This window comes from Brevundimonas aurantiaca (genome assembly GCF_904830995.1).
GTDB classification, from domain to species: domain Bacteria; phylum Pseudomonadota; class Alphaproteobacteria; order Caulobacterales; family Caulobacteraceae; genus Brevundimonas; species Brevundimonas aurantiaca.
On the sequence record NZ_CAJGVD010000001.1, the window covers coordinates 136,181 to 153,962 of the forward strand.

Annotated in this window: 23 protein-coding genes; 12 read left to right on the forward strand and 11 right to left on the reverse strand. The window is 67.3% G+C overall.

What is annotated here, in order from left to right; genetic code table 11:
* The first annotated feature begins 235 nt into the window (after window positions 1-235).
* Genes JMT67_RS00660 through JMT67_RS00670 form a run of 3 tightly spaced genes read left to right on the forward strand, consistent with a single transcriptional unit; the run spans window position 236 to window position 1,628 of the window.
* On the forward strand, window positions 236-628 hold the full coding sequence (locus JMT67_RS00660; protein WP_054766897.1) for an NADH:ubiquinone oxidoreductase subunit NDUFA12: 393 nt from the start codon (window positions 236-238) through the stop codon (window positions 626-628).
* Complete coding sequence (locus JMT67_RS00665; RefSeq protein ID WP_201462443.1) at window positions 625-1,287, forward strand: DUF2155 domain-containing protein; 663 nt, start codon at window positions 625-627, stop codon at window positions 1,285-1,287. The genes JMT67_RS00660 and JMT67_RS00665 overlap by 4 nt, the downstream gene beginning before the upstream one ends.
* 17 nt (window positions 1,288-1,304) lie before the next feature.
* A complete protein-coding gene (locus tag JMT67_RS00670; protein WP_201462444.1) occupies window positions 1,305-1,628 on the forward strand; it encodes an EF-hand domain-containing protein in 324 nt (107 codons plus the stop codon).
* 128 nt (window positions 1,629-1,756) lie between these two features.
* Here the strand turns inward: JMT67_RS00670 and lepB are convergent, their stop codons facing one another.
* The 5 genes from lepB to aroQ form a co-directional block, all read right to left on the reverse strand.
* On the reverse strand, window positions 1,757-2,527 hold the full coding sequence (lepB, locus tag JMT67_RS00675; protein ID WP_182713681.1) for a signal peptidase I: 771 nt from the start codon (window positions 2,525-2,527) through the stop codon (window positions 1,757-1,759).
* Window positions 2,528-2,611: 84 nt separating this feature from the next.
* Window positions 2,612-3,298, reverse strand: a complete 687-nt coding sequence (gene aat, locus JMT67_RS00680) for a leucyl/phenylalanyl-tRNA--protein transferase (protein WP_201463934.1) — start codon at window positions 3,296-3,298, stop codon at window positions 2,612-2,614.
* Window positions 3,295-4,647: an acetyl-CoA carboxylase biotin carboxylase subunit gene (accC, locus tag JMT67_RS00685; RefSeq protein ID WP_054765364.1), complete on the reverse strand. Its 1,353-nt coding sequence runs from the start codon at window positions 4,645-4,647 to the stop codon at window positions 3,295-3,297. Before accC ends, aat begins: the two co-directional genes overlap by 4 nt.
* 9 nt (window positions 4,648-4,656) lie before the next feature.
* Window positions 4,657-5,148, reverse strand: coding sequence for an acetyl-CoA carboxylase biotin carboxyl carrier protein (accB, locus tag JMT67_RS00690; RefSeq protein WP_054765365.1), 492 nt, complete (start codon window positions 5,146-5,148; stop codon window positions 4,657-4,659).
* Window positions 5,149-5,195: 47 nt separating this feature from the next.
* Window positions 5,196-5,642, reverse strand: a complete 447-nt coding sequence (gene aroQ, locus JMT67_RS00695; protein WP_201462445.1) for a type II 3-dehydroquinate dehydratase — start codon at window positions 5,640-5,642, stop codon at window positions 5,196-5,198.
* Window positions 5,643-6,011: 369 nt separating this feature from the next.
* On the opposite strand from aroQ, the gene thiS reads away from it, so the two are divergent.
* Entirely contained in the window at window positions 6,012-6,209 is a 198-nt protein-coding gene (thiS, locus tag JMT67_RS00700) for a sulfur carrier protein ThiS (RefSeq protein ID WP_054766899.1), read from the forward strand.
* Here the strand turns inward: thiS and JMT67_RS00705 are convergent, their stop codons facing one another.
* Both JMT67_RS00705 and JMT67_RS00710 read right to left on the reverse strand, forming a co-directional pair.
* Entirely contained in the window at window positions 6,210-6,596 is a 387-nt protein-coding gene (locus tag JMT67_RS00705) for a type II toxin-antitoxin system VapC family toxin (protein ID WP_054765367.1), read from the reverse strand.
* Window positions 6,593-6,862: a type II toxin-antitoxin system Phd/YefM family antitoxin gene (locus tag JMT67_RS00710; protein WP_054765368.1), complete on the reverse strand. Its 270-nt coding sequence runs from the start codon at window positions 6,860-6,862 to the stop codon at window positions 6,593-6,595. The genes JMT67_RS00705 and JMT67_RS00710 overlap by 4 nt, the downstream gene beginning before the upstream one ends.
* 115 nt (window positions 6,863-6,977) lie before the next feature.
* Between JMT67_RS00710 and JMT67_RS00715 the strand changes: the two genes are divergently transcribed.
* The gene (locus tag JMT67_RS00715) at window positions 6,978-7,760 is read left to right on the forward strand and encodes a HisA/HisF-related TIM barrel protein (protein ID WP_054765369.1); all 783 of its coding nucleotides are present in this window, start codon (window positions 6,978-6,980) and stop codon (window positions 7,758-7,760) included.
* Between the two features lie 8 nt (window positions 7,761-7,768).
* A complete protein-coding gene (gene queF / locus JMT67_RS00720; RefSeq protein ID WP_054765370.1) occupies window positions 7,769-8,230 on the forward strand; it encodes a preQ(1) synthase in 462 nt (153 codons plus the stop codon).
* A 27-nt stretch (window positions 8,231-8,257) separates the two neighbouring features.
* On the opposite strand, the gene JMT67_RS00725 is transcribed toward queF, so the two are convergent.
* Together JMT67_RS00725 and JMT67_RS00730 are read right to left on the reverse strand one after the other, a co-directional pair.
* Entirely contained in the window at window positions 8,258-9,739 is a 1,482-nt protein-coding gene (locus tag JMT67_RS00725; protein ID WP_201462446.1) for a TonB-dependent receptor plug domain-containing protein, read from the reverse strand.
* Window positions 9,727-10,242: a TonB-dependent receptor plug domain-containing protein gene (locus tag JMT67_RS00730; RefSeq protein ID WP_201462447.1), complete on the reverse strand. Its 516-nt coding sequence runs from the start codon at window positions 10,240-10,242 to the stop codon at window positions 9,727-9,729. Before JMT67_RS00730 ends, JMT67_RS00725 begins: the two co-directional genes overlap by 13 nt.
* Before the next feature lie 249 nt (window positions 10,243-10,491).
* Between JMT67_RS00730 and JMT67_RS00735 the strand changes: the two genes are divergently transcribed.
* Both JMT67_RS00735 and JMT67_RS00740 read left to right on the forward strand, forming a co-directional pair.
* Window positions 10,492-10,674, forward strand: coding sequence for a hypothetical protein (locus JMT67_RS00735; RefSeq protein ID WP_152949872.1), 183 nt, complete (start codon window positions 10,492-10,494; stop codon window positions 10,672-10,674).
* A 91-nt stretch (window positions 10,675-10,765) separates the two neighbouring features.
* Entirely contained in the window at window positions 10,766-11,638 is an 873-nt protein-coding gene (locus tag JMT67_RS00740; RefSeq protein WP_152949873.1) for a DUF817 domain-containing protein, read from the forward strand.
* Here the strand turns inward: JMT67_RS00740 and JMT67_RS00745 are convergent.
* Together JMT67_RS00745 and JMT67_RS00750 are read right to left on the reverse strand one after the other, a co-directional pair.
* A complete protein-coding gene (locus tag JMT67_RS00745) occupies window positions 11,618-12,382 on the reverse strand; it encodes an EAL domain-containing protein (protein ID WP_152949874.1) in 765 nt (254 codons plus the stop codon). The two genes, JMT67_RS00740 and JMT67_RS00745, sit on opposite strands and share 21 nt — an antisense overlap.
* A 69-nt stretch (window positions 12,383-12,451) precedes the next feature.
* On the reverse strand, window positions 12,452-13,060 hold the full coding sequence (locus JMT67_RS00750; RefSeq protein WP_054765374.1) for a nitroreductase family protein: 609 nt from the start codon (window positions 13,058-13,060) through the stop codon (window positions 12,452-12,454).
* Window positions 13,061-13,105: 45 nt separating this feature from the next.
* Here JMT67_RS00750 and JMT67_RS00755 point away from each other — a divergent pair, with 45 nt between their 5' ends.
* The 4 genes from JMT67_RS00755 to JMT67_RS00770 all read left to right on the forward strand — a co-directional run bounded on the left by JMT67_RS00755 (window position 13,106) and on the right by JMT67_RS00770 (window position 17,755).
* Entirely contained in the window at window positions 13,106-13,732 is a 627-nt protein-coding gene (locus tag JMT67_RS00755) for an NUDIX domain-containing protein (protein ID WP_152949875.1), read from the forward strand.
* A 20-nt stretch (window positions 13,733-13,752) separates the two neighbouring features.
* A complete protein-coding gene (cysE, locus tag JMT67_RS00760; RefSeq protein WP_201462448.1) occupies window positions 13,753-14,574 on the forward strand; it encodes a serine O-acetyltransferase in 822 nt (273 codons plus the stop codon).
* A gap of 228 nt (window positions 14,575-14,802) precedes the next feature.
* A complete protein-coding gene (locus JMT67_RS00765) occupies window positions 14,803-15,024 on the forward strand; it encodes a DUF3126 family protein (protein ID WP_266100428.1) in 222 nt (73 codons plus the stop codon).
* A 241-nt stretch (window positions 15,025-15,265) separates the two neighbouring features.
* The gene (locus JMT67_RS00770; protein ID WP_201462450.1) at window positions 15,266-17,755 is read left to right on the forward strand and encodes a glycoside hydrolase family 3 protein; all 2,490 of its coding nucleotides are present in this window, start codon (window positions 15,266-15,268) and stop codon (window positions 17,753-17,755) included.
* Window positions 17,756-17,782: the final 27 nt, after the last annotated feature.

The following is a 17,782-nucleotide window of genomic DNA, read 5'->3' on the forward strand; positions in this document are numbered from 1 at the left end:
CCTCAAGTGATCCGCCGAAAGGGCGACGCTTAGAACACCCCCGAGGGCAGTTCGGTTCTAAACAGATTCACAGGTTTAGGTTTGATCCTTTCCCCTCGCGTCGCGCGGAAAGGATCGAAAGCGGCCGGCCGCCGTGGGCGCGCCTCAATGCTGGACGAACGGGGCTGGGGTTTCTATGATCGCGCCCGACCGTCGGGGTTTCGCCCGCGGCGTCTTTTCGCGTGGGTTTGACGACGTGCTGAACAAAATTTTCGCCTGGTGGAATGGGGCCACGATCGGCACCCTGTTTACGATCGCCAAGCGCGGCCGCTTCGTCGGGACCGATGAGTTCGGCAACAAATATTACGAGGCCAAGGACCACTCCAGCTATGACGGCCGCAAGCGTCGCTGGGTCGTCTATGAAGGCTATGCAGACGCCACGAAGGTGTCGCCGGACTGGCACGGCTGGCTGCGTTACACCTTTGACCTGCCGCCGACCGAGGCGCCCCTGTTGCGCCGCCCGTGGGAAAAGGACCATCTGCCCAATCTGACGGGCACGCCCATGGCTTGGCGTCCGCAGGGCTCGCTGGCCGCAGAGGCCAAGCGCCCGGCGGCCACGGGCGATTATCAGGCCTGGACGCCCGAGTGAGACGGAATCGGCTGCTGACGGCTGGGGCGAGCCTCGTGCTGGCGCTCAGCGCCGGGGCGGTCACCGCCAGCGTCCTTCAGGATGCGCCCCGCGACGCGCGTCCGGTTCAACAGGATCCGATCGGCGAAATCCTGCGAAACACGCCGGCGACACCGGCCGTCCCGACCGAAACGGCCCCCTCTGGCACGCCCGCGCCTCGCGCGCCGATCGCCGTCTCTCCTCCACCGTCGGTTCAAATCGCCGAGGACGCGGCCGTGGCCGAAAAAGCCGAGGAAGAGGTCGAGGCGGAAGCGCCGGTGGCCGAAAAGCCGATCGAACAGCCCGAGACTCCAGCCCGCCGTCAGCGGCGCAAGTTCGCCGTCATCCAGGCCCTGGACAAGACCACGGCCGAGACGATGAAGTTCGAGGTCGAGGTCGGCGGTCGGCCGGTCCGGTTCAACAAGAATCTGATCTTCACCGCCCGCGCCTGCGAAGTCTCCACGCCCGACGAACTGACCGAAGACGCCATCGCCTATCTTCAGGTCGCAATTCAGAGCCGAGGCGCCGCCTCGGCCGAGCCGCGCCAGATTTTCCGCGGTTGGATGTTCGCCTCGTCTCCGGCCGTCAGCGGGCTTCAGCACCCGAACTACGACGCCTGGGTCGTAGGCTGTAAGAACTGAGCGGGGCGGGCGGCGACATGGCGCCTCGACCGCTGAAGAAGACGGAAACCGTCGAAATCCGTCTGCCGCACGAGACCAAGACGGCGTTCATGGCGCGCTGCCGCGCCGAGGGCCGCACCGCCAGCGACGTGCTTCGCCGTTTTATCGACGTCGAACTGGCCGGGCGTCCGCGCCGGTTCGACGGCCGCCTGCTTTTGGCGGCGGTTCTGGCCGCCCTGGCCCTGGGGGCCGTCGCCGCGCCGTCCCTGGCTGAGAGCGTGACGCCGACCCGAACCGCCTTCGATCGCCTGGATCGCGACCATGACGGCCGTCTTAGCTTCGAAGAGTTCCGCGCCCGCTAGAGCATGATCGTTTCGGACGGAACCGCTTCGCGGTTCCTCCTCAACGGATCAGGCTCTCGCTTTAATCTGGAGCCTGATTCACCGTTTCAGCGGAACCGCGAAGCGGTTCCTTCTCAACGGATCAGGCTCTAGCGGATCGGGACGAAGAACCGGCCTCCGCGCAACTGGGTCCAGGTCCAGGGCTTGACCAGGGCCGCGCCCGGCTTCCAGGACCAGGCGATGAACTCCGCTCTCCCTATGATGTTCTGGGCGGGCAACAGACCGACCCCGACCGAGGCGGGCCAGCGCCCGTCCAGCGAGTTGTCGCGATTGTCGCCCATCATCAGATAACGGCCGGCCGGCACCCGATAGATTTCGGTGTCGTCGCCGGGCAGGTCGGGACCGCCGTCATAGGTGACATAGTGTTTGCCGTTGGGCAGGGTCTCGGCCACCAACCGCACCGTGCGGGCCGGATCGTCATGGTCTTGGGTGATGCCCAGCCGGGTCTGGGGGATAGGCCGGTCATTGACGAAGACGGTTCCGCCCCGCACCTGAACCGCGTCGCCCGGCAGGCCGATCACCCGTTTGATCCAGACCTGTTTCGGATCGCGCGGCAGGCGGAAGACGACGACGTCGCCCCGCCGGGGCTGACGCTGACCCAGCCGACCCTCGCCCTCTGGACGGCCTGCGGGCAGGGAGGCCCTGCTCCAGCCATAGGCGAATTTGGAGACGACGATGTAGTCGCCGACCACCAGTCCCGGCTCCATCGAGGAGCTGGGAATGGTGAAGGGCTGGTAGGCGATGGTGCGAAAGGCCGTGGCCAACACGAGGGCGACGATCACTGTCACAGCAATCTCGAACGCGTCACGCCAGAGGGCGCGTGCGGGGAGGGGCGGGGTGTTTGAAGCGGCTTGGGTCATGCGCCTGAAGAGGCCGCATCCCTTACGCCGTCGCCAGCGCGAACCTGTCCGGACGCCGGAATAGCGTGTCCGGACAGCCGGAAATCAGCCGCCCGCCGTCGCCAGCGCGACGGCCTCGGCGCCGCTCATCGGCCCCCACAGGGCGGTCTCGTCGACGACAGTCCTGAGCGCCGGCTTCAGGCGACGCAGATAGGCCGCCTGGGGCGTCTCGACCGCTCCGAACTGGCTGAGGTGTTCGGTCAGGAACTGGGCGTCCAGCAGGCTCCAGCCACCCTTTCTCAACCGTGCGACCAGATGGACCAGGGCGACTTTTGAGGCGTCCCGCTCGCGGCTGAACATGCTTTCGCCGAAGAAGGCGCCGCCCAGGGAGACGCCGTACAGGCCCCCCACCAGCCGTTCGTCCTTCCAGCATTCGATCGAATGGACATGGCCCTGGGCGAACAGGGCGGCGTACAGGCGGCGGATCGGCGCGTTGATCCAGGTGTCCTGACGCTCGGGCCCTTGCGCCGCAGCACAGCCGTCCAGCACAGCTTCGAAGGCCGTATCCACCCGTACCTCGAAAGGCTCGCCCCGGACGGTTCGGCGCAGGCGGGTGGGGATATGGAAGCCATCCAGCGGGATGACGCCGCGCTGCTCGGGCTCGATGATGAAGACACGCGGATCGTCGCGCGACTCGGCCATCGGGAAGACGCCCCGGGCGTAACAGGCCAGCAGGTCCTCGGGGCCGAAGCCGCCGAACGGCCCGCTGGCGCTGTAGTCGGGGTCGGTCAGGCGTCGCCCTTCTGACGGGCGGCCCACTTCTCCAGCCAGTGGATGTCATAGTCGCCGGACAGGATGTCGGGCTCGGCCAACAGGCGCTGGAACAGGGGGATGGTGGTGTCCACGCCGCCGACCACGACCTCATTCAGCGACCGCTTCAGGCGGGCGATGGCCTCCTCGCGGTCGCGGCCGTGGACGATCAGCTTGCCGATCAGGCTGTCGTAATAGGGCGGGATCGAATAGCCGGCGTAGATGGCGCTATCCAGCCGCACGCCCAGGCCGCCCGGCGCGTGGAAGTCGGTGACCTTGCCCGGCGAGGGCGTGAAGGTCTCCGGGTTTTCAGCGTTGATCCGCACCTCGATGGCGTGGCCCTGGAACTTGATGTCCTCCTGGGTGAAGGACAGCGGCAGACCGGCCGCGATCCGCACCTGTTCGCGGACCAGATCGACGCCGGTGATCATTTCCGTAACCGGATGCTCGACTTGCAGGCGGGTGTTCATCTCGATGAAGAAGAACTCGCCGTCCTCCCACAGGAATTCGATCGTGCCGACGCCCAGATAGCCGATAGCGGCGATGGCCTTGTTGACCGTCTCGCCGATCTTCTTTCTGCCTTCAGCAGAGAGTGCGGGCGAGGGGGCCTCTTCCAGCACCTTCTGGTGACGGCGCTGCAGCGAGCAGTCGCGTTCGCCCAGGTGGACGACATTGCCGTGGCTGTCGGCGATGACCTGGATCTCGATGTGGCGCGGCTTCTGGAGGTAGCGCTCCATATAGACGGCGCCGTTGCCGAAGGCGGCCTTGGCCTCGGACTGGGCGGTCTGAACGGCCTCGACCAGGTCGTCAGGCGTCAGGGCCACCTTCATGCCGCGTCCGCCGCCGCCGGCCGCCGCCTTGACGATCAGGGGGAAGCCGATGGACTTGGACGCCTCGATAGCGGCCTCCACCGTCTCGACCTCGCCATCCGAGCCGGGGACCACGGGAATGCCGGCGTCCTTGACCGTCTGTTTGGCGGTGATCTTGTCGCCCATGACCCGGATATGTTCGGGCTTGGGTCCGATGAAGGTCAGGCCGTGCGCGCCCACGATCTCGGCGAAGCGGGCGTTCTCGGACAGAAAGCCGTAGCCGGGGTGGATCGCCTGGGCCCCAGTGATCTCGGCCGCCGCGATGATCGACGGGATGTTCAGATAGGATTTGGCCGCCGAGGCGGGACCGATGCAGACGCTCTCATCGGCCAGCCGCACCCACATGGCGCCGCGGTCGGCTTCGGAGTGCACGGCGACGGTGGAGATGCCCATCTCCTTGCACGCCCGATGAATGCGAAGCGCGATCTCGCCGCGATTGGCGATCAGGACTTTGGTGAACATCAGGGCGCCTTAGGCTTCCAGCAGGACGAGGGCTTCGCCGTACTCGACCGGCTGGGCGTCGCCGACCAGAATCTCAGCCACCACGCCGTCGCGCGGCGCCTGGATCGGGTTCATGGTCTTCATGGCTTCGACGATCAGCAGGGTCTGACCCTTCTTCACCTTGTCGCCCGGCTGGACGAAGGGCGCGGCTTCCGGCGAAGGCTGCAGGTAGGCGGTGCCGACCATCGGCGACTTCACCTCTTCGCCGGCGCGGGCGACGATGGTGGCGGGGTCGGACGGCATGGCGGCCGGCGCGGCGACGGCGGCCGCAGGCGCAGCGGCCGGAGCCGGGGCGGCGGCGTACTGGACGGGGGCTGCGTTGACGGTGACCTCGCGCGCCACGCGGATGCGCAGCTCGCCGCGCTCGACCTCGACCTCGGTCAGGTCGGTCTCGTTCAGGATCTCGGCCAGCTGGCGAACCAGGGACGCGTCGATCTCGGCGTGTTTCTTGTCATCGGCCATTGGATTGCGCCTTTGTCTTTCGTCTTGGATTGCGAACGGGTCGGCCCTCAGGCGCGTTCCCGGATCTGGGTCAGGGCCGCCTGCACGGCCAGTTCATAGCCTGCCGCGCCGAAGCCGGCGATGACGCCGGTCGCCGCGGACGACACATAGGAGTGATGGCGGAACGCCTCGCGCGCCGCCGGATTGGACAGATGAAGCTCAATGACCGGTATGGTCAGGGTCTTCAGCGTGTCGTGCAGGGCGACCGAGGTGTGGCCATAGGCCGCTGGGTTGAGGATCAGGGCCTGCGCCTTCTCACGCGCCTCCTGGATCCAGTCCACCAGCACGCCTTCATGGTTGGTCTGGCGGAACACGATCTGCGCCTCGCCCGCCGCCGTCACGCAGCGCTGTTCGATGTCCGCCAGGGTGTCGCGGCCATAGATCTCCGGCTCCCGCACCCCGAGAAGGTTCAGGTTAGGGCCGTTCAGCACATGGATGACGGACGTGTCGGACATCGGTTCTCGAAACGAGGCTCCGGAATCGGGCGACCTCTGACGGTTCAGGGCCGGCCTTGTAGCTCAGGCGCGGCGCGGGTCAAAGCGCAGCGTGGAAACGGCTTGACCTAACGTCATCCGCGCGGGCGTCAACGGATTTCCCGTCGGAGGGGCGAGAAGGCGGGGAAAAGGGGGAGAACGGATGGGTTTGGTGGGCGCTAGCCTTCCGTCTCCAATCACCCACCGCCGTCGTCCTCTGGTCAAGCCCGAGGACGACGAATAGGGGTAGGCGACGAATAGGGGTAGGCCATGTGAATGCGGCGGCGCCTCATGCCCTCCGCGCCGAAACGCGCTATGACACGCCGACACACGGGCATCGAGGCAGACGGTTTGCGTATTCAAGTCAACGGCGATCCACGCGAGGTCTATGCGACGACGGTGACGGAGCTGGTCGAGGAACTGGCGCTGGACCCCCGCAAGGTGGCGGTCGAGCGTAATCTGGAGATCGTGCCCCGGTCGCTGCACGCCGTCACCGCCCTGGCCGAGGGGGACCGGATCGAACTGGTCCAGTTCGTCGGCGGCGGTTGATCAGACCTTGAGGATGGGGCCGGGGTAGAAGGCGACCTGCCGGTCGGCCGTCAGCAGTCGCATTCCCTCGGCCATGGCCTGGGCGATAAGCAGCCGGTCGAACGGGTCGCGGTGGATCAGCGGTAATCCTGCCAGTTCCAGCGCGTGCAGGCTGGTCACCGGAATTTCCTCATAACCCGCGTCCAGCAACTGGCGGCGGAACACCAGGGCGTCCACGTCGAAGTCAGGTCGCTTCAGGCCGTGCTTGACGACGACCTCCCAGATATTGACCGCGCTGAACACCAGTTGATTGTCGGGATCGGCCATCAAGGCTTGCGCCTTGGCGGGAAGCCGTGCGCGATCCTCCGACGCCCAGAGCAGCAGGTGAGTGTCGATCAACAGCCTCATTGGCCCTCGTCGCCCTCGTGAAGGCCTTCACCATAGATCATCGCCTCGATTTCGGCCTGACCCATGGTGTCGAAGTCGTCAGGAACTTTAATCTGACCCCGCATGAAGCCGAACCGACGCGAGGTGTCGATCGGCGTCTCCTCGATGGGAACCAGTTTGGCGATCGGCTTGCCTGCCTTGGCGATGGTGATGGTTTCACCCTTGGCGGCCCGGTCCAGCAGGCGCGACAGGTGGGTCTTGGCCTCGTGGACGTTGACCGTTTCCATGCGTCGCTCCCGGTGAACTTAGTCCACTTAGTCTAGTTCATCTGGCCCGGTCTCGCAACGCGGCGTGATCGATCCGCCCTTTCGCATCGGGCGCGACAGGACTAGGTCACCACCCATGACCGATACAGCCCCCGAAACCTGGTCCGTCGCCGGCCGCACCTTTACCTCACGCCTGATCGTGGGCACCGGCAAATACGCCGATTACGCCCAGAACGCCGCCGCCGCCGAGGCGGCGGGGGCCGAGATCGTGACCGTGGCCGTGCGCCGGGTGAATCTGACCGATCCGAACCAGCCGATGCTGGTCGACTATGTGAAGCCCGACCGGTTCACCTTCCTGCCGAACACCGCCGGCTGTTTCACCGGCGAGGACGCGGTGCGCACCCTGCGCCTGGCGCGCGAGGCGGGGGGGTGGAGTCTGGTCAAGCTGGAGGTCCTGTCCAACACCGCCCACCTGTATCCCGACATGGTCGAGACCCTGCGGGCCCTGGACATGCTGATCAAGGACGGGTTCGACGTCATGGTCTATTGCACCGACGACGTGGTCATGGCCAAGCGGCTGGAAGACGCCGGCGCCGCCGCCATCATGCCGGCCGCCGCCCCGATCGGCTCTGGGCTCGGCATCCAGAACGAGGTCAATGTCCGGCTGATCGTCGAACAGGCCAAGGTGCCGGTTCTGGTGGACGCCGGAGTGGGCACGGCCTCGGACGCCACCCGGGCGATGGAGCTGGGCTGCGACGCCGTCTTGATGAACACCGCCATTGCCGGGGCCAAGGATCCGATCCGCATGGCGCGCGCGATGAAGCACGCCGTGATCGCCGGTCGCGACGCCTATCTGGCGGGGCGGATGCCCAAGCGGATGTACGCCGACCCGTCGTCGCCCCTGGCCGGCCTGATCTGAGGCGCGCCATGACCCACTACACCGACAACCTCAGCCAGCTGGGCGCCCAGACCGCCGCCCCGACCAGTCCCGAGACGGCCGTGCTGGAACGGGTGCCGAACCCGCATGCGGATACGCTGTATCTGGCCCGGTTCACAGCGCCCGAGTTCACCAGCCTGTGCCCGGTGACGGGCCAGCCGGACTTCGCCCATATCGTCATCGACTATGCGCCGGGCGACTGGCTGGTCGAGTCCAAGAGCCTGAAACTGTACCTGACCAGTTTCCGCAACCACGGCGCCTTCCACGAGGACTGCACCGTCGCCATCGGCCGGCGGCTGGCGGATCTGCTGGAGCCGAAATGGCTGAGGATCGGGGGGTATTGGTATCCGCGCGGGGGGATACCGATCGACGTCTTCTGGCAGACGGGCCCGGCGCCCGAGGGCCTGTGGCTGCCGGACCAGGGCGTGCCGACCTATCGCGGGCGGGGGTGAGATCGCACCCCGCCCGCGACGTCTGGATCAACCGCCGAAACGGATACGGACCCCGGCGTTGGCGACGAACCCCTCCAACGGGGCCCAGGCGTCGGTTGTCCAGCGGCCGTCCGCCGTGCGGGTCGGCCTGAGCAAGGAATCGCTCCGGGTCTGGCGTTCGTCCAGAAGGTTTTCCAGGTTCAGGAACAGGCGGTAGCGACCCAGAACCACCTCGCCCAACAGCCCCAGCTCCCAGTAGGCCTCGCCGCGATCGCGGTAGGGATCGTCGTCCAGCGGCTGGGCGCCTGTGTAATAGGCCTCGAAGCCGAGGCGGCCGCGATCGTGTTCCTCCCACATGGCCACGAAGCCGGCCGAATGACGCGGCGTCATCGGCGTGTCGCGCCGCGCAGATCCTGCTTCCTCCGGCTCGTCGGCGTCCAGATACATGTAGTTGGCGGTGAGCACGAAAGGCGCCCGGCGCCAGCGGCCCAGCAGCTCGACCCCACGGGTGCGGGTGACGCCGTCCACGTTGATCAGCCGCGCTCGGTCGGCGGAGACAGGCTGAAGCCGCACTGCGTCGTCTATGTCCGACCCGAACAGCGTCAGGCTGGTCTCCCAAGATCCTCTGGCCCAGCCCAGGTCCAGCGAGGCGGTCGAGGCCGTTTCCACCTCCAGATTGGCGATGGGCTCCAGCCGCGACAGGCCCGCAGCCTCGGTCTCCTCCACGAAGGGCGTAGGGGCGAAAAAGCCGCGTCCCCACGAACCCCGCACGGTCCACGGACCCGGTCGCCAAAGCAGGGACAATCGCGGGCTGAACTGACCGCCGTAGCGGCTGTGGTCGTCATAGCGGGCGCTGGCCGAAACCGTCAGATCCTCGGTCCAGTCGCGTTCGACCTGGGCGAAAACGGCCGGGGCCGTGTAGCGATAGTCGAAGGCCGGGAAGGCGTCCGAGGCGTAGTCATCCGCCTGCCATACCAGGCCGCCCATCCAGTCGGCGCCCATAGCCTCGGCCGAGACGGAGGACTCCACCAGGAAGGTCTGGTGGCGGTCTTCTTCGATCAGATCGCCGTACCGGTGGCGGTGGCTCTGTTCGACGGCGGACGCGCGGGCCTGGAGCCAGGCGCTGTCGCCCAGAGGCCGTTCATAGACGGCGCCGGCGTCCAGGCGGTCAGTCTCCTGATCCAGTCGGAAGGGCTGACCGTCGGGGGCCAGGGCGCCGTCGCGCGTGCCGCCCCGCCGCCGCTCGGTCATGCCGCCTGCCGTCAGGAACAGGGTCGCGCCATCGTCGCCGTTCCAAAACAGCCGCGGCCGGGCCGACCAGCGCGTGTAGCCGGCCATGTCGATCCAGCCGTCGTCGTCCAGGTCCTGGATCGCCTGATGATTGTAGGTCGCCAGGACGGAGCCGCTCCAGTCTGAAGACAGGGGAGCAGCGGCGTAGGCCGAGACGTCCTGACCGTCGCGCGAAGTGGCGTTCAGGATCAACTCGCCTTCGCGGGTTTCGCCCGGTCGGCGGGAGATCAGATTGACCACGCCGCCCAAAGCCTGTCCGCCGTATAGAGCTGAGGCGGCGCCCTGATCACCTCGACCTGCCCCAGATCGCTGGGCGGGATCTGCAGCAGGCCCAGGGACGAGGATTGGCCGCCGTAAAGGGGCAGGCCATCGGCCAGCAACTGAGTGTAGCGACCCCTCATGCCTTGAACGCGGACGTTGGCGGATCCCAGTCCGGGGGAGGTGACCTGGACGCGCACCCCGCCGGTTTCGGCCAGGATCATCGAGATGTTGCCTGGACGCATGATGAGCTTTTCGGCGATCTCCTCTTCGTTCAGCACCTCGATCCGGACGGGCTCGTCCTGAACGCGGCGGCGGGAGCGGGTCGAGACGACGAAGATCTCCTCCAGCTCCGCGACTTCTTCGGCGGGCGGTGTTTGGGGCGGGTATGGCGAGGTCTGGCTCTGGTCTTGGGCGAGGGCGGCGGCGGCGGGCAGCAGAGTCGCGAAGGCGACTCCGGCCAGGAGATGATAGGCGATGGTCATGATCTGATCCTCGGCCGGCGCACGGGCCGGCCCTGACGACGATAGGCGCGCTCCACCCAGCAGCGGAACGACGCGGACGAGGCGAAGTGGGCCTGTGCGGCCCTGGCGGGATCAGACGCGCGGGGGGCGGTCGGGGCCGGCGGTATCGACCGGCGTAGGTTCCGGCGACTGACGCCAGGCGTGACGCGCGGCTGTGTGAGCCAGCGTCTGGATCAGGATCGGGTCTGATCTATATGCGGGGTGAGGCGCGTGGCAGCAGCCGTTGGCGCAGGCAGGCCCGCAATCGATGCAGCCCTGGTCCTGATCCGAAACGGCTTCGCCGACGACAGCGACTGCCGCGCAGTTCGCTTCGGCGCAGGCGTGGGCCGACGCCGCCGGCGCAAAGGCGACAAGCGCCAGCACCAGCTGCAAAACCAGCTTCAGACCGGCTGACAGGGAGGGCCCAGGGCGTCGCATCGCGGGCCGAGGCTTAAGTTGATCGACAGCGGATGGCAAGTCCGCCGGCTTGGGCTAAGCCTTGGGCATGTCGCGAAGTTCCTCCTTGCCTCTGGAAGCCTGGGGGCGCCGTCTCCTCACGCGCGCCCAGACCTGGGCCGACCGGTCTCGTCCGCGTCGCTACGCCTACGAGTTCCTTTGGTTCGGGCTGAAACAGGGGTGGGCGTGTCTGTTCGGGGGGCTGATGCTGGGGCTGATCGTCGGCACCTTCCTGTGGTGGCCGGATCAGTCGCCGATCTCGCGGTATGATTTTCTGGCGGTCGGGGCGGTGATGATCCAGGCGGCTATGCTGGCCTTCCGGCTGGAGAGCTGGGAGGAGGCGCGGGTGATCTTCCTGTTCCATGTGGCGGGGACGATCATGGAGCTGTTCAAGACGGCGCACGGGTCGTGGGTCTATCCGGAGGACAGTCTGCTGCGCATCGGCGCCGTGCCCCTGTTCTCGGGCTTCATGTATGCGGCGGTGGGCAGCTATATCGCGCGGGTGCAGCGGATATTCCATATCCGGGTGCGCGGCTATCCGCCGCTGTGGACGACCTGGGTGTTGGCGGCAGCCGTCTATGTGAATTTCTTCGCCCATCACTGGCTGCCGGACGTGCGGATCGTTCTGTTTCTGGCGACAGTCCTGCTGTTCGGGCGGGGCTGGTTCTATTTCACGGCGGACCGGCGTCGGCGGTCGATGCCGCTGCTGCTGGGCTATGGGCTGGTGGCCCTGTTCATCTGGGTCGCCGAGAACCTGGGCACCTTCGCGCGGGCCTGGACCTATCCGGGGCAGGACGGGGGCTGGGAGCCGGTGTCCCTGCACAAGCTGGGGGCCTGGTTCCTGCTGATGATCATCTCGGTGGTGCTGGTGTCTCTGGTGCACCGGCCGGAGAAAGAACCGTCAGGCGGTGCGGGCCAGTGACGCGGCGCGGGGCCAGGCGACCAGCCCCAGGGCCTCAAGCGCCGGTCTTGCCAACAGATAGCCCTGCATCAGATCGACGCCCAAGTCGCGCAGGACGTCCTGTTCGGCCGGGGTCTCTATACCTTCGCAGACCGGTTCAACGCCCAGATCGCGCAGCATGTTCAGGGTGTTGCGCACGATGGTGCGCTTAACCGGATCGGTGTCGATGTCGCGGATCAGGGCCATGTCCAGCTTGACGATGTCCGGCTGGAACAGGGTCAGCAGACCCAGGCCCGCGTAACCGGCGCCGAAGTCGTCGATGGCCGTCTTGAACCCCATGGCGCGATAGGAGCGCAGGATGTTCAGGATGTGGTCGGCGTCCATCGCCTCGCTCTCGGTGAACTCAAAGATGATCTTGTTCACGGGGAAGCCTGTTCGCATCGCCGCCGCCAGGGTGGCGCGGATGCAGGCGCGCGGCTCATAGACCGCATTGGGCAGAAAATTGATCGACAGGTTGGCGCCCGTCGCCGCCATGTCGAGCCCGGCCGCCAGTTCGATCGCGGTGGTGCGACAGACCTGATCGAAGGCGTAGCGGTTGTGGTCAGCTATCTGAGCCAGCACCTGACCGGCGCCGGCGCCGTCCTTGCCCCGCACAAGCGCCTCGTAGGCGAAGACTGTCTGTGTTGAGACGTTGACGATGGGCTGGAAAGCCATGGTGATGGGCAGGTCGAACCCCGCCCCATCTTTGCAACCCACACAGGACATCGGACCACTCGCTACAGCTAAGGGTCTGACGCTTAGAGGGAAAAGATTAACGACAAGGCCTGTCCAGATCTAGGGCAGGCGGGTGACCTTGGCCGCCATGTCGGGGCGGGGGCGTTCCAGGGCCGGTTCGTTCAGGGTTCCGATATGGATGAAGCCGGCGACCGCCTCGCCGTCGGTCAGGCCGAACAGGGCTGTGGCCTGGGCGTCATAGCTGTACCAGTCCGTGATCCAGCTGGAAGCATAGCCGAAGGCGCCGGCCGCATGCTCCAGATTCATACAGACCGCGCCGGCCGACATCTGCTGCTCCCAGAGCGGCTTGGCGTCGGGCACGGGCGCCGAGATGACCAGGACGGTGACGGGGGCGGCGGTCAGCTTGGCCAGGACCGCCTGCTCCTTGGCGGGACGGCCCTGGGTCTGCGCAAGGCCGGACAGTTTTTCGGCGATTTCCCCGCGGCTCTGCGGCCCCAGGACCACGAACCGCCAGGGAAACAGCTTGCCGTGATCGGGCGTGCGGGCGCCCAGGGTCAGGATCTGATCCAGTTCGGCCTCGGTCGGGCCGGGGCTGGTCAGGGCCTGGGCCGGGGCGGAGCGGCGTGAGGCCAGCCGATCGCGCAACTCCTGCGACGGGACCGGGGCGGGCAGGGGGGCGTTCAACGGAAAGAGAGGCGAAGGGGTCATGCGGTCTAGCTAGGCTTTCCCCCCGCCGTCCGCCATAGCTGAGGTATGAGCGATTTCGACGAACCGAAATGGGCCGCCGGCCTGGCCAAGCCGCCGGCCTGGCGCAGCAAGACCGAGGAGACGGTGTTCGAAAATCCGTGGATGCGGTTGACGCGGCACCGGGTGATCGCCCCGACGGGCCAGCTGGCGGACTATGCGGTGATGCGGCCCAAGAATGTCGCGACCGGGGTGCTGCCGGTGCATGACGACGGCACGGTGGTTCTGGTCGGGCAGCAGAGGTTCGCCTTCGCCAACTATTCCTGGGAGATGCCCGAGGGCGGGGCGTCCCTCGACGAGGATCCGTTCGACGGCGTCCGGCGGGAGCTGGCCGAGGAGGCGGGGCTGGAGGCCGCCCACTGGACGCCGGCCCTGACGATGGAGCTGTCGAACTCTGTCACGACCGAGATGGCGCATACCTGGATCGCCTGGGGCCTGAGGCCTGTGCCGGTGGCGCCGGACCCGACCGAGGTGATCGCCGTCGTGCGCGTGCCGTTCCTGGATCTGCTCGACGAAGTCGGGCGCGGGACGGTGCGGGACAGCCTGACGGTGGCGACGGCGTATAAGGCCTATCATATGGGCTTGAATGGAGCCCTGCCTCCGGCGCTGGCTAAGGCCATGCTGGGGCGGGTATGATGTCGCCGAAGGAGTCCGGCATGCCCAAGCTTGAAGTCGTCGCGGAAACTGACAGCGTGTGGCGCCAGCTGCGCGCCTCCGCCGAGGCCGCCTCGCGCGAGGAGCCCCAGCTGGGTTCGCAGATGAACGCCGTCATCCTGTCGCACGATGATCTGGCCGGCGCCCTCAGCTTCCAGATCGCGCGTAAACTGGCCGATCCGGAAATGAGCGCCATGTCGGTGCGCGAGGTCTGCTTGTCGGCCTTCGCCGCTGATCCGGCCATGGTCGCGGCGGCCGAGGCCGATCTGCGCGCCGTGGCCGAACGCGATCCGGCCATCCGCAATCTGTTGCAGCCCTTCCTTTATTTCAAAGGATTCCAGGCCTTGCAGGGCTGGCGCGTGGCCCATTGGCTGTGGGGCCAGGGCCGTGAGACCCTGGCCTTCCACTTCCAGAGCCGGATTTCCGAACTGTTCCAGCTGGACATCCATCCGGCCGCGCGGCTGGGCCAGGGGCTGTTCCTCGACCACGGCACCGGCATCGTCATCGGCGAGACTGCGGTGGTCGGCGACGACGTCTCCATGCTGCACAGCGTGACCCTGGGCGGCACCGGCGCCGAGCGCGGCGATCGCCACCCCAAGATCGGCAAGGGGGTGCTGCTGGGCGCCGGGGCCAAGGTGCTGGGCAACATCCATATCGGCGACTACGCCAAGGTGGCGTCGGGTTCGGTGGTGCTGAAGGACGTGCCGTCCGGCTGCACCGTGGCGGGGGTGCCGGCGCGGCTGGTCAACTGCCCCACCGGGGCCGAGCCGGCCCGAACGATGGACCATACGTTGGCCGAGGTCGTGTACGACTTCGTGATCTGAGGGATCGACCTTCCCCCGCTGGCGGGGGAAGTGTCAGGTCGTGGCGCGCAGCGACACGCCTGACGATGGGGGAAGTCTTCCTTTGGGCGAGACTTCCCTCTCCGTCGCCGGATCGGCTTCGCCGATCGACGCGACACCTCTCCCGCAAGCGGGAGAGGGTTGAAAAAGCGCATCTAGCGGTTCCCCTGAAGCCCCGACTTCTCTAGGGTCCGCGGCCAACCCAAGACCATGAGGCCCCCCGTGAAAGACACCGACCTGAAGCGCATCGAGGCCCACCTCAAGCGCACCTTCAACACCGGCGGCATCATCGTGAAGGCCCGTCCCAAGCAGACCGACTCGGCCGAGGTCTATGTCGGCGACGAGTTCATCGGCGTCGTCTTCGAGGACGAGGACGAGGAAGGCTCCTTCATGTTCGAGATGGCGATCCTGGCCGAGGACCTGCCGGACTAAGTCTCGCGCGCCGACCGCCCTGCGACATCGTGCGCAGGGCGGTTGTGAGAACGTTCTCAAAAATGGCTTGACGGCTCGGGCCGACCCGGCCCTAATCGCGCCGAAGGGCGGCGGATCGATCGCTCGGGAGCAGACGCGCTGAGGGGCAAGGATCGGGACGTCGCCGTTCCGTCGCGCCCGTCCGCCTGTTTTCCGATCCGTCAGACGCACGTCCTCCTGGTTCATCCCGAGAGGAAGTCCGATGCGCGCGACTGTGTCCCTGATGGTGCTGGCCCTGGCCGTGAGCGGGGGCGCGCCGGCCCTGGCCCAGACGGCGACGGTTCCCGAAGCGTCGCGTGCTCACCCGGCCCTGTGGCCGCAGGCCGCGACCCCGGCCGCCATATCCGACGCCCGCACCGAGGCCTTCGTCTCCGAACTGATGGCCAGGATGACGCTGGAGGAGAAGGTCGGTCAGCTGATCCAGGCCGATATTTCGGCCATCACCCCCGACGATCTGAAGACCTATCCTCTGGGTTCGATCCTGGCGGGCGGCAGCTCCGGCCCCTGGGGCGACGACAAGGCGCCGCCGCAGAAGTGGCTGGACCTGGCCCGCGCCTTCCGCGCCGCCAACGAGAGCCGGGGCGGGACGGTGATCCCGCTGATCTACGGCATCGACGCGGTTCACGGGCACAACAATGTCCCCGGCGCGACCATCTTTCCCCACAACATCGGCCTGGGCGCCGCGCGCGATCCGGACCTGATCCGGCGCATCGGCGAGGCGACGGCCCTGGAGGTGGCGGTGACGGGGGCCGAATGGACCTTCGGCCCCACCCTGGCCGTGCCGCGCGACGACCGCTGGGGTCGGTCCTATGAGGGCTATGCCGAAGACCCCGAGGTCCAGCGGTCCTACGCCGGGCCGATGACCCTGGGCCTTCAGGGCGAGCTGCAGCCGGGGCGGCCGCTGGTGCCCGGCCATATCGCCGGATCGGCCAAACATTTCCTGGCCGACGGGGGCACCTTCGAGGGCGAGGATCAGGGCGATTTCCGGGGCACGGAGCAGGAGCTGATCGACGTCCACCTGGGCGGATACGTCCAGGCCATCGACGCGGGCGTGCTGTCGATCATGGCCAGTTTCTCGGGCTGGAACGGTTACAAGCACTCAGGCAATCCGACCCTGCTGACCGATGTCCTGCGCGGGCCGCTGGGGTTCAAGGGATTCGTCGTCTCCGACTGGAACGCGCACGGCCAACTGCCGGGCTGCACCAATGAGAGCTGCGCCCTGGCGGTCAACGCGGGCATCGACATGCTGATGGCGCCCGACAGCTGGAAGCCGCTGTACGCCTCGACCCTGGCCCAGGCCCGGTCGGGCGAGATCCCTATGGCGCGGGTGGACGAGGCGGTGCGTCGCATTCTGGTGGCCAAGGTCAAGACCGGCCTGTTCGAACCGGCGCGGCCGATGGAAGGCCGGTTCGAGGAGCTGGCTTCACCCGCGCACCGCGCCCTGGCGCGCGAGGCGGTGCGCAAGTCGCTGGTGCTGTTGAAGAATGACGGCGTCCTGCCGGTTCGGGCCAATGCGCGGGTGCTTGTGGCGGGGACGGCGGCTGACGACATCGGCCAGGCCTCGGGCGGCTGGACCCTGAGCTGGCAGGGGACGGGCAATACGAATGCCGACTTCCCCCAGGGCCAGTCGATCTGGAGCGGGATCGAAGAGGCGGTGAAGGCCGGCGGCGGGACCGCAACCTTGAGCGCGGACGGGTCCTTCACCCAAAAACCGGATGTGGCGATCGTCGTCTTCGGCGAGACCCCCTATGCCGAGTTCCAAGGCGACGTGGACAATCTAGACTATGTCCCGACCGCGCCGCTGGAGATGCTGAAGCGGCTGAAGGCGGCGGGGATTCCGACCGTGTCGGTCTTCCTGTCCGGGCGGCCGATGTGGACCAATCCGGAGATCAACGCCTCGGACGCCTTTGTGGCCGCCTGGCTGCCGGGGACCGAAGGCGGGGGGATCGCCGACGTCCTGGTGGGCCGAGCCGACGGCAAACCGCGCCACGACTTCCACGGCAAACTGTCCTTCAGCTGGCCCAAGGATGCGACGGGAACGCCGCTGAACCACGGCCAGCCCGGCTATGATCCGCAGTTCGCCTATGGCTACGGCCTGACCTACGCCGCGCCGGCGCGAGTCGGAATGCTGTCGGAGGAGAGCGGGGTCTCGGCCCAGGCGACCAATCTGGATCGCTATTTCGTCGACGGCCGGTTCGTCTCGCCCTGGAGCTTGTTGCTGAACGACGCAGGAGGTCAGACCCGACCCGGCACGGCCAAGACGACGACCAGCCCGCGCGCCGGCGTCGCCTCACGCCCGGTAGACGACCTGGCCCAGGAGAGCGGTCAGCAGTTCGCCTTTGCGGGAACCGGGCCGGCCAGCGTCGAGATCTGGGGCACGCCCGTTGATCTGACGCGCCAAGCCAACGGCGCCGTCGCCCTGGGCTTCCGCTATCGTGTTGACGTCGCGCCGTCCGCCCCGGTGGCGTTCAAACTGGGCGGCGGAGCGGTGGACCTGACCGGCCTGTTGCGCTCTGCCCCCGTCGGCCAGTGGCGCGAAGCCCGCATTCCCCTGACCTGTTTCCGCACCGACGGCGGGGACCTGTCGCGCGTCGAGGTTCCGTTCCACATGGCGACCAGCGGTGCGATGACCGTCTCGGTCTCCGAGATCAAGCTGGATGCCAGCCAGACCGAAACGCGCTGCCCGGCCTAAAGGGCGCGACATGACGGTCCCCTCCGC

What these genes read in the sequence shown, in the direction of transcription:
- JMT67_RS00765 (WP_266100428.1), top strand. Translation starts at nt 14,803, where the DNA reads ATGAGGCCCCCCGTGAAAGACACCGACCTGAAGCGCATCGAGGCCCAC.
- JMT67_RS00740 (WP_152949873.1), top strand. Translation starts at nt 10,766, where the DNA reads ATGTCGCGAAGTTCCTCCTTGCCTCTGGAAGCCTGGGGGCGCCGTCTC.
- accC (WP_054765364.1), bottom strand. Translation starts at nt 4,647, where the DNA reads ATGTTCACCAAAGTCCTGATCGCCAATCGCGGCGAGATCGCGCTTCGC.
- cysE (WP_201462448.1), top strand. Translation starts at nt 13,753, where the DNA reads ATGCCCAAGCTTGAAGTCGTCGCGGAAACTGACAGCGTGTGGCGCCAG.
- JMT67_RS00750 (WP_054765374.1), bottom strand. Translation starts at nt 13,060, where the DNA reads ATGACCCCTTCGCCTCTCTTTCCGTTGAACGCCCCCCTGCCCGCCCCG.
- aroQ (WP_201462445.1), bottom strand. Translation starts at nt 5,642, where the DNA reads ATGTCCGACACGTCCGTCATCCATGTGCTGAACGGCCCTAACCTGAAC.
- queF (WP_054765370.1), top strand. Translation starts at nt 7,769, where the DNA reads ATGACCCACTACACCGACAACCTCAGCCAGCTGGGCGCCCAGACCGCC.
- JMT67_RS00730 (WP_201462447.1), bottom strand. Translation starts at nt 10,242, where the DNA reads ATGACCATCGCCTATCATCTCCTGGCCGGAGTCGCCTTCGCGACTCTG.
- JMT67_RS00745 (WP_152949874.1), bottom strand. Translation starts at nt 12,382, where the DNA reads ATGTCCTGTGTGGGTTGCAAAGATGGGGCGGGGTTCGACCTGCCCATC.
- JMT67_RS00710 (WP_054765368.1), bottom strand. Translation starts at nt 6,862, where the DNA reads ATGGAAACGGTCAACGTCCACGAGGCCAAGACCCACCTGTCGCGCCTG.
- JMT67_RS00705 (WP_054765367.1), bottom strand. Translation starts at nt 6,596, where the DNA reads ATGAGGCTGTTGATCGACACTCACCTGCTGCTCTGGGCGTCGGAGGAT.
- accB (WP_054765365.1), bottom strand. Translation starts at nt 5,148, where the DNA reads ATGGCCGATGACAAGAAACACGCCGAGATCGACGCGTCCCTGGTTCGC.
- lepB (WP_182713681.1), bottom strand. Translation starts at nt 2,527, where the DNA reads ATGACCCAAGCCGCTTCAAACACCCCGCCCCTCCCCGCACGCGCCCTC.
- JMT67_RS00670 (WP_201462444.1), top strand. Translation starts at nt 1,305, where the DNA reads ATGGCGCCTCGACCGCTGAAGAAGACGGAAACCGTCGAAATCCGTCTG.
- JMT67_RS00770 (WP_201462450.1), top strand. Translation starts at nt 15,266, where the DNA reads ATGCGCGCGACTGTGTCCCTGATGGTGCTGGCCCTGGCCGTGAGCGGG.
- JMT67_RS00755 (WP_152949875.1), top strand. Translation starts at nt 13,106, where the DNA reads ATGAGCGATTTCGACGAACCGAAATGGGCCGCCGGCCTGGCCAAGCCG.
- JMT67_RS00715 (WP_054765369.1), top strand. Translation starts at nt 6,978, where the DNA reads ATGACCGATACAGCCCCCGAAACCTGGTCCGTCGCCGGCCGCACCTTT.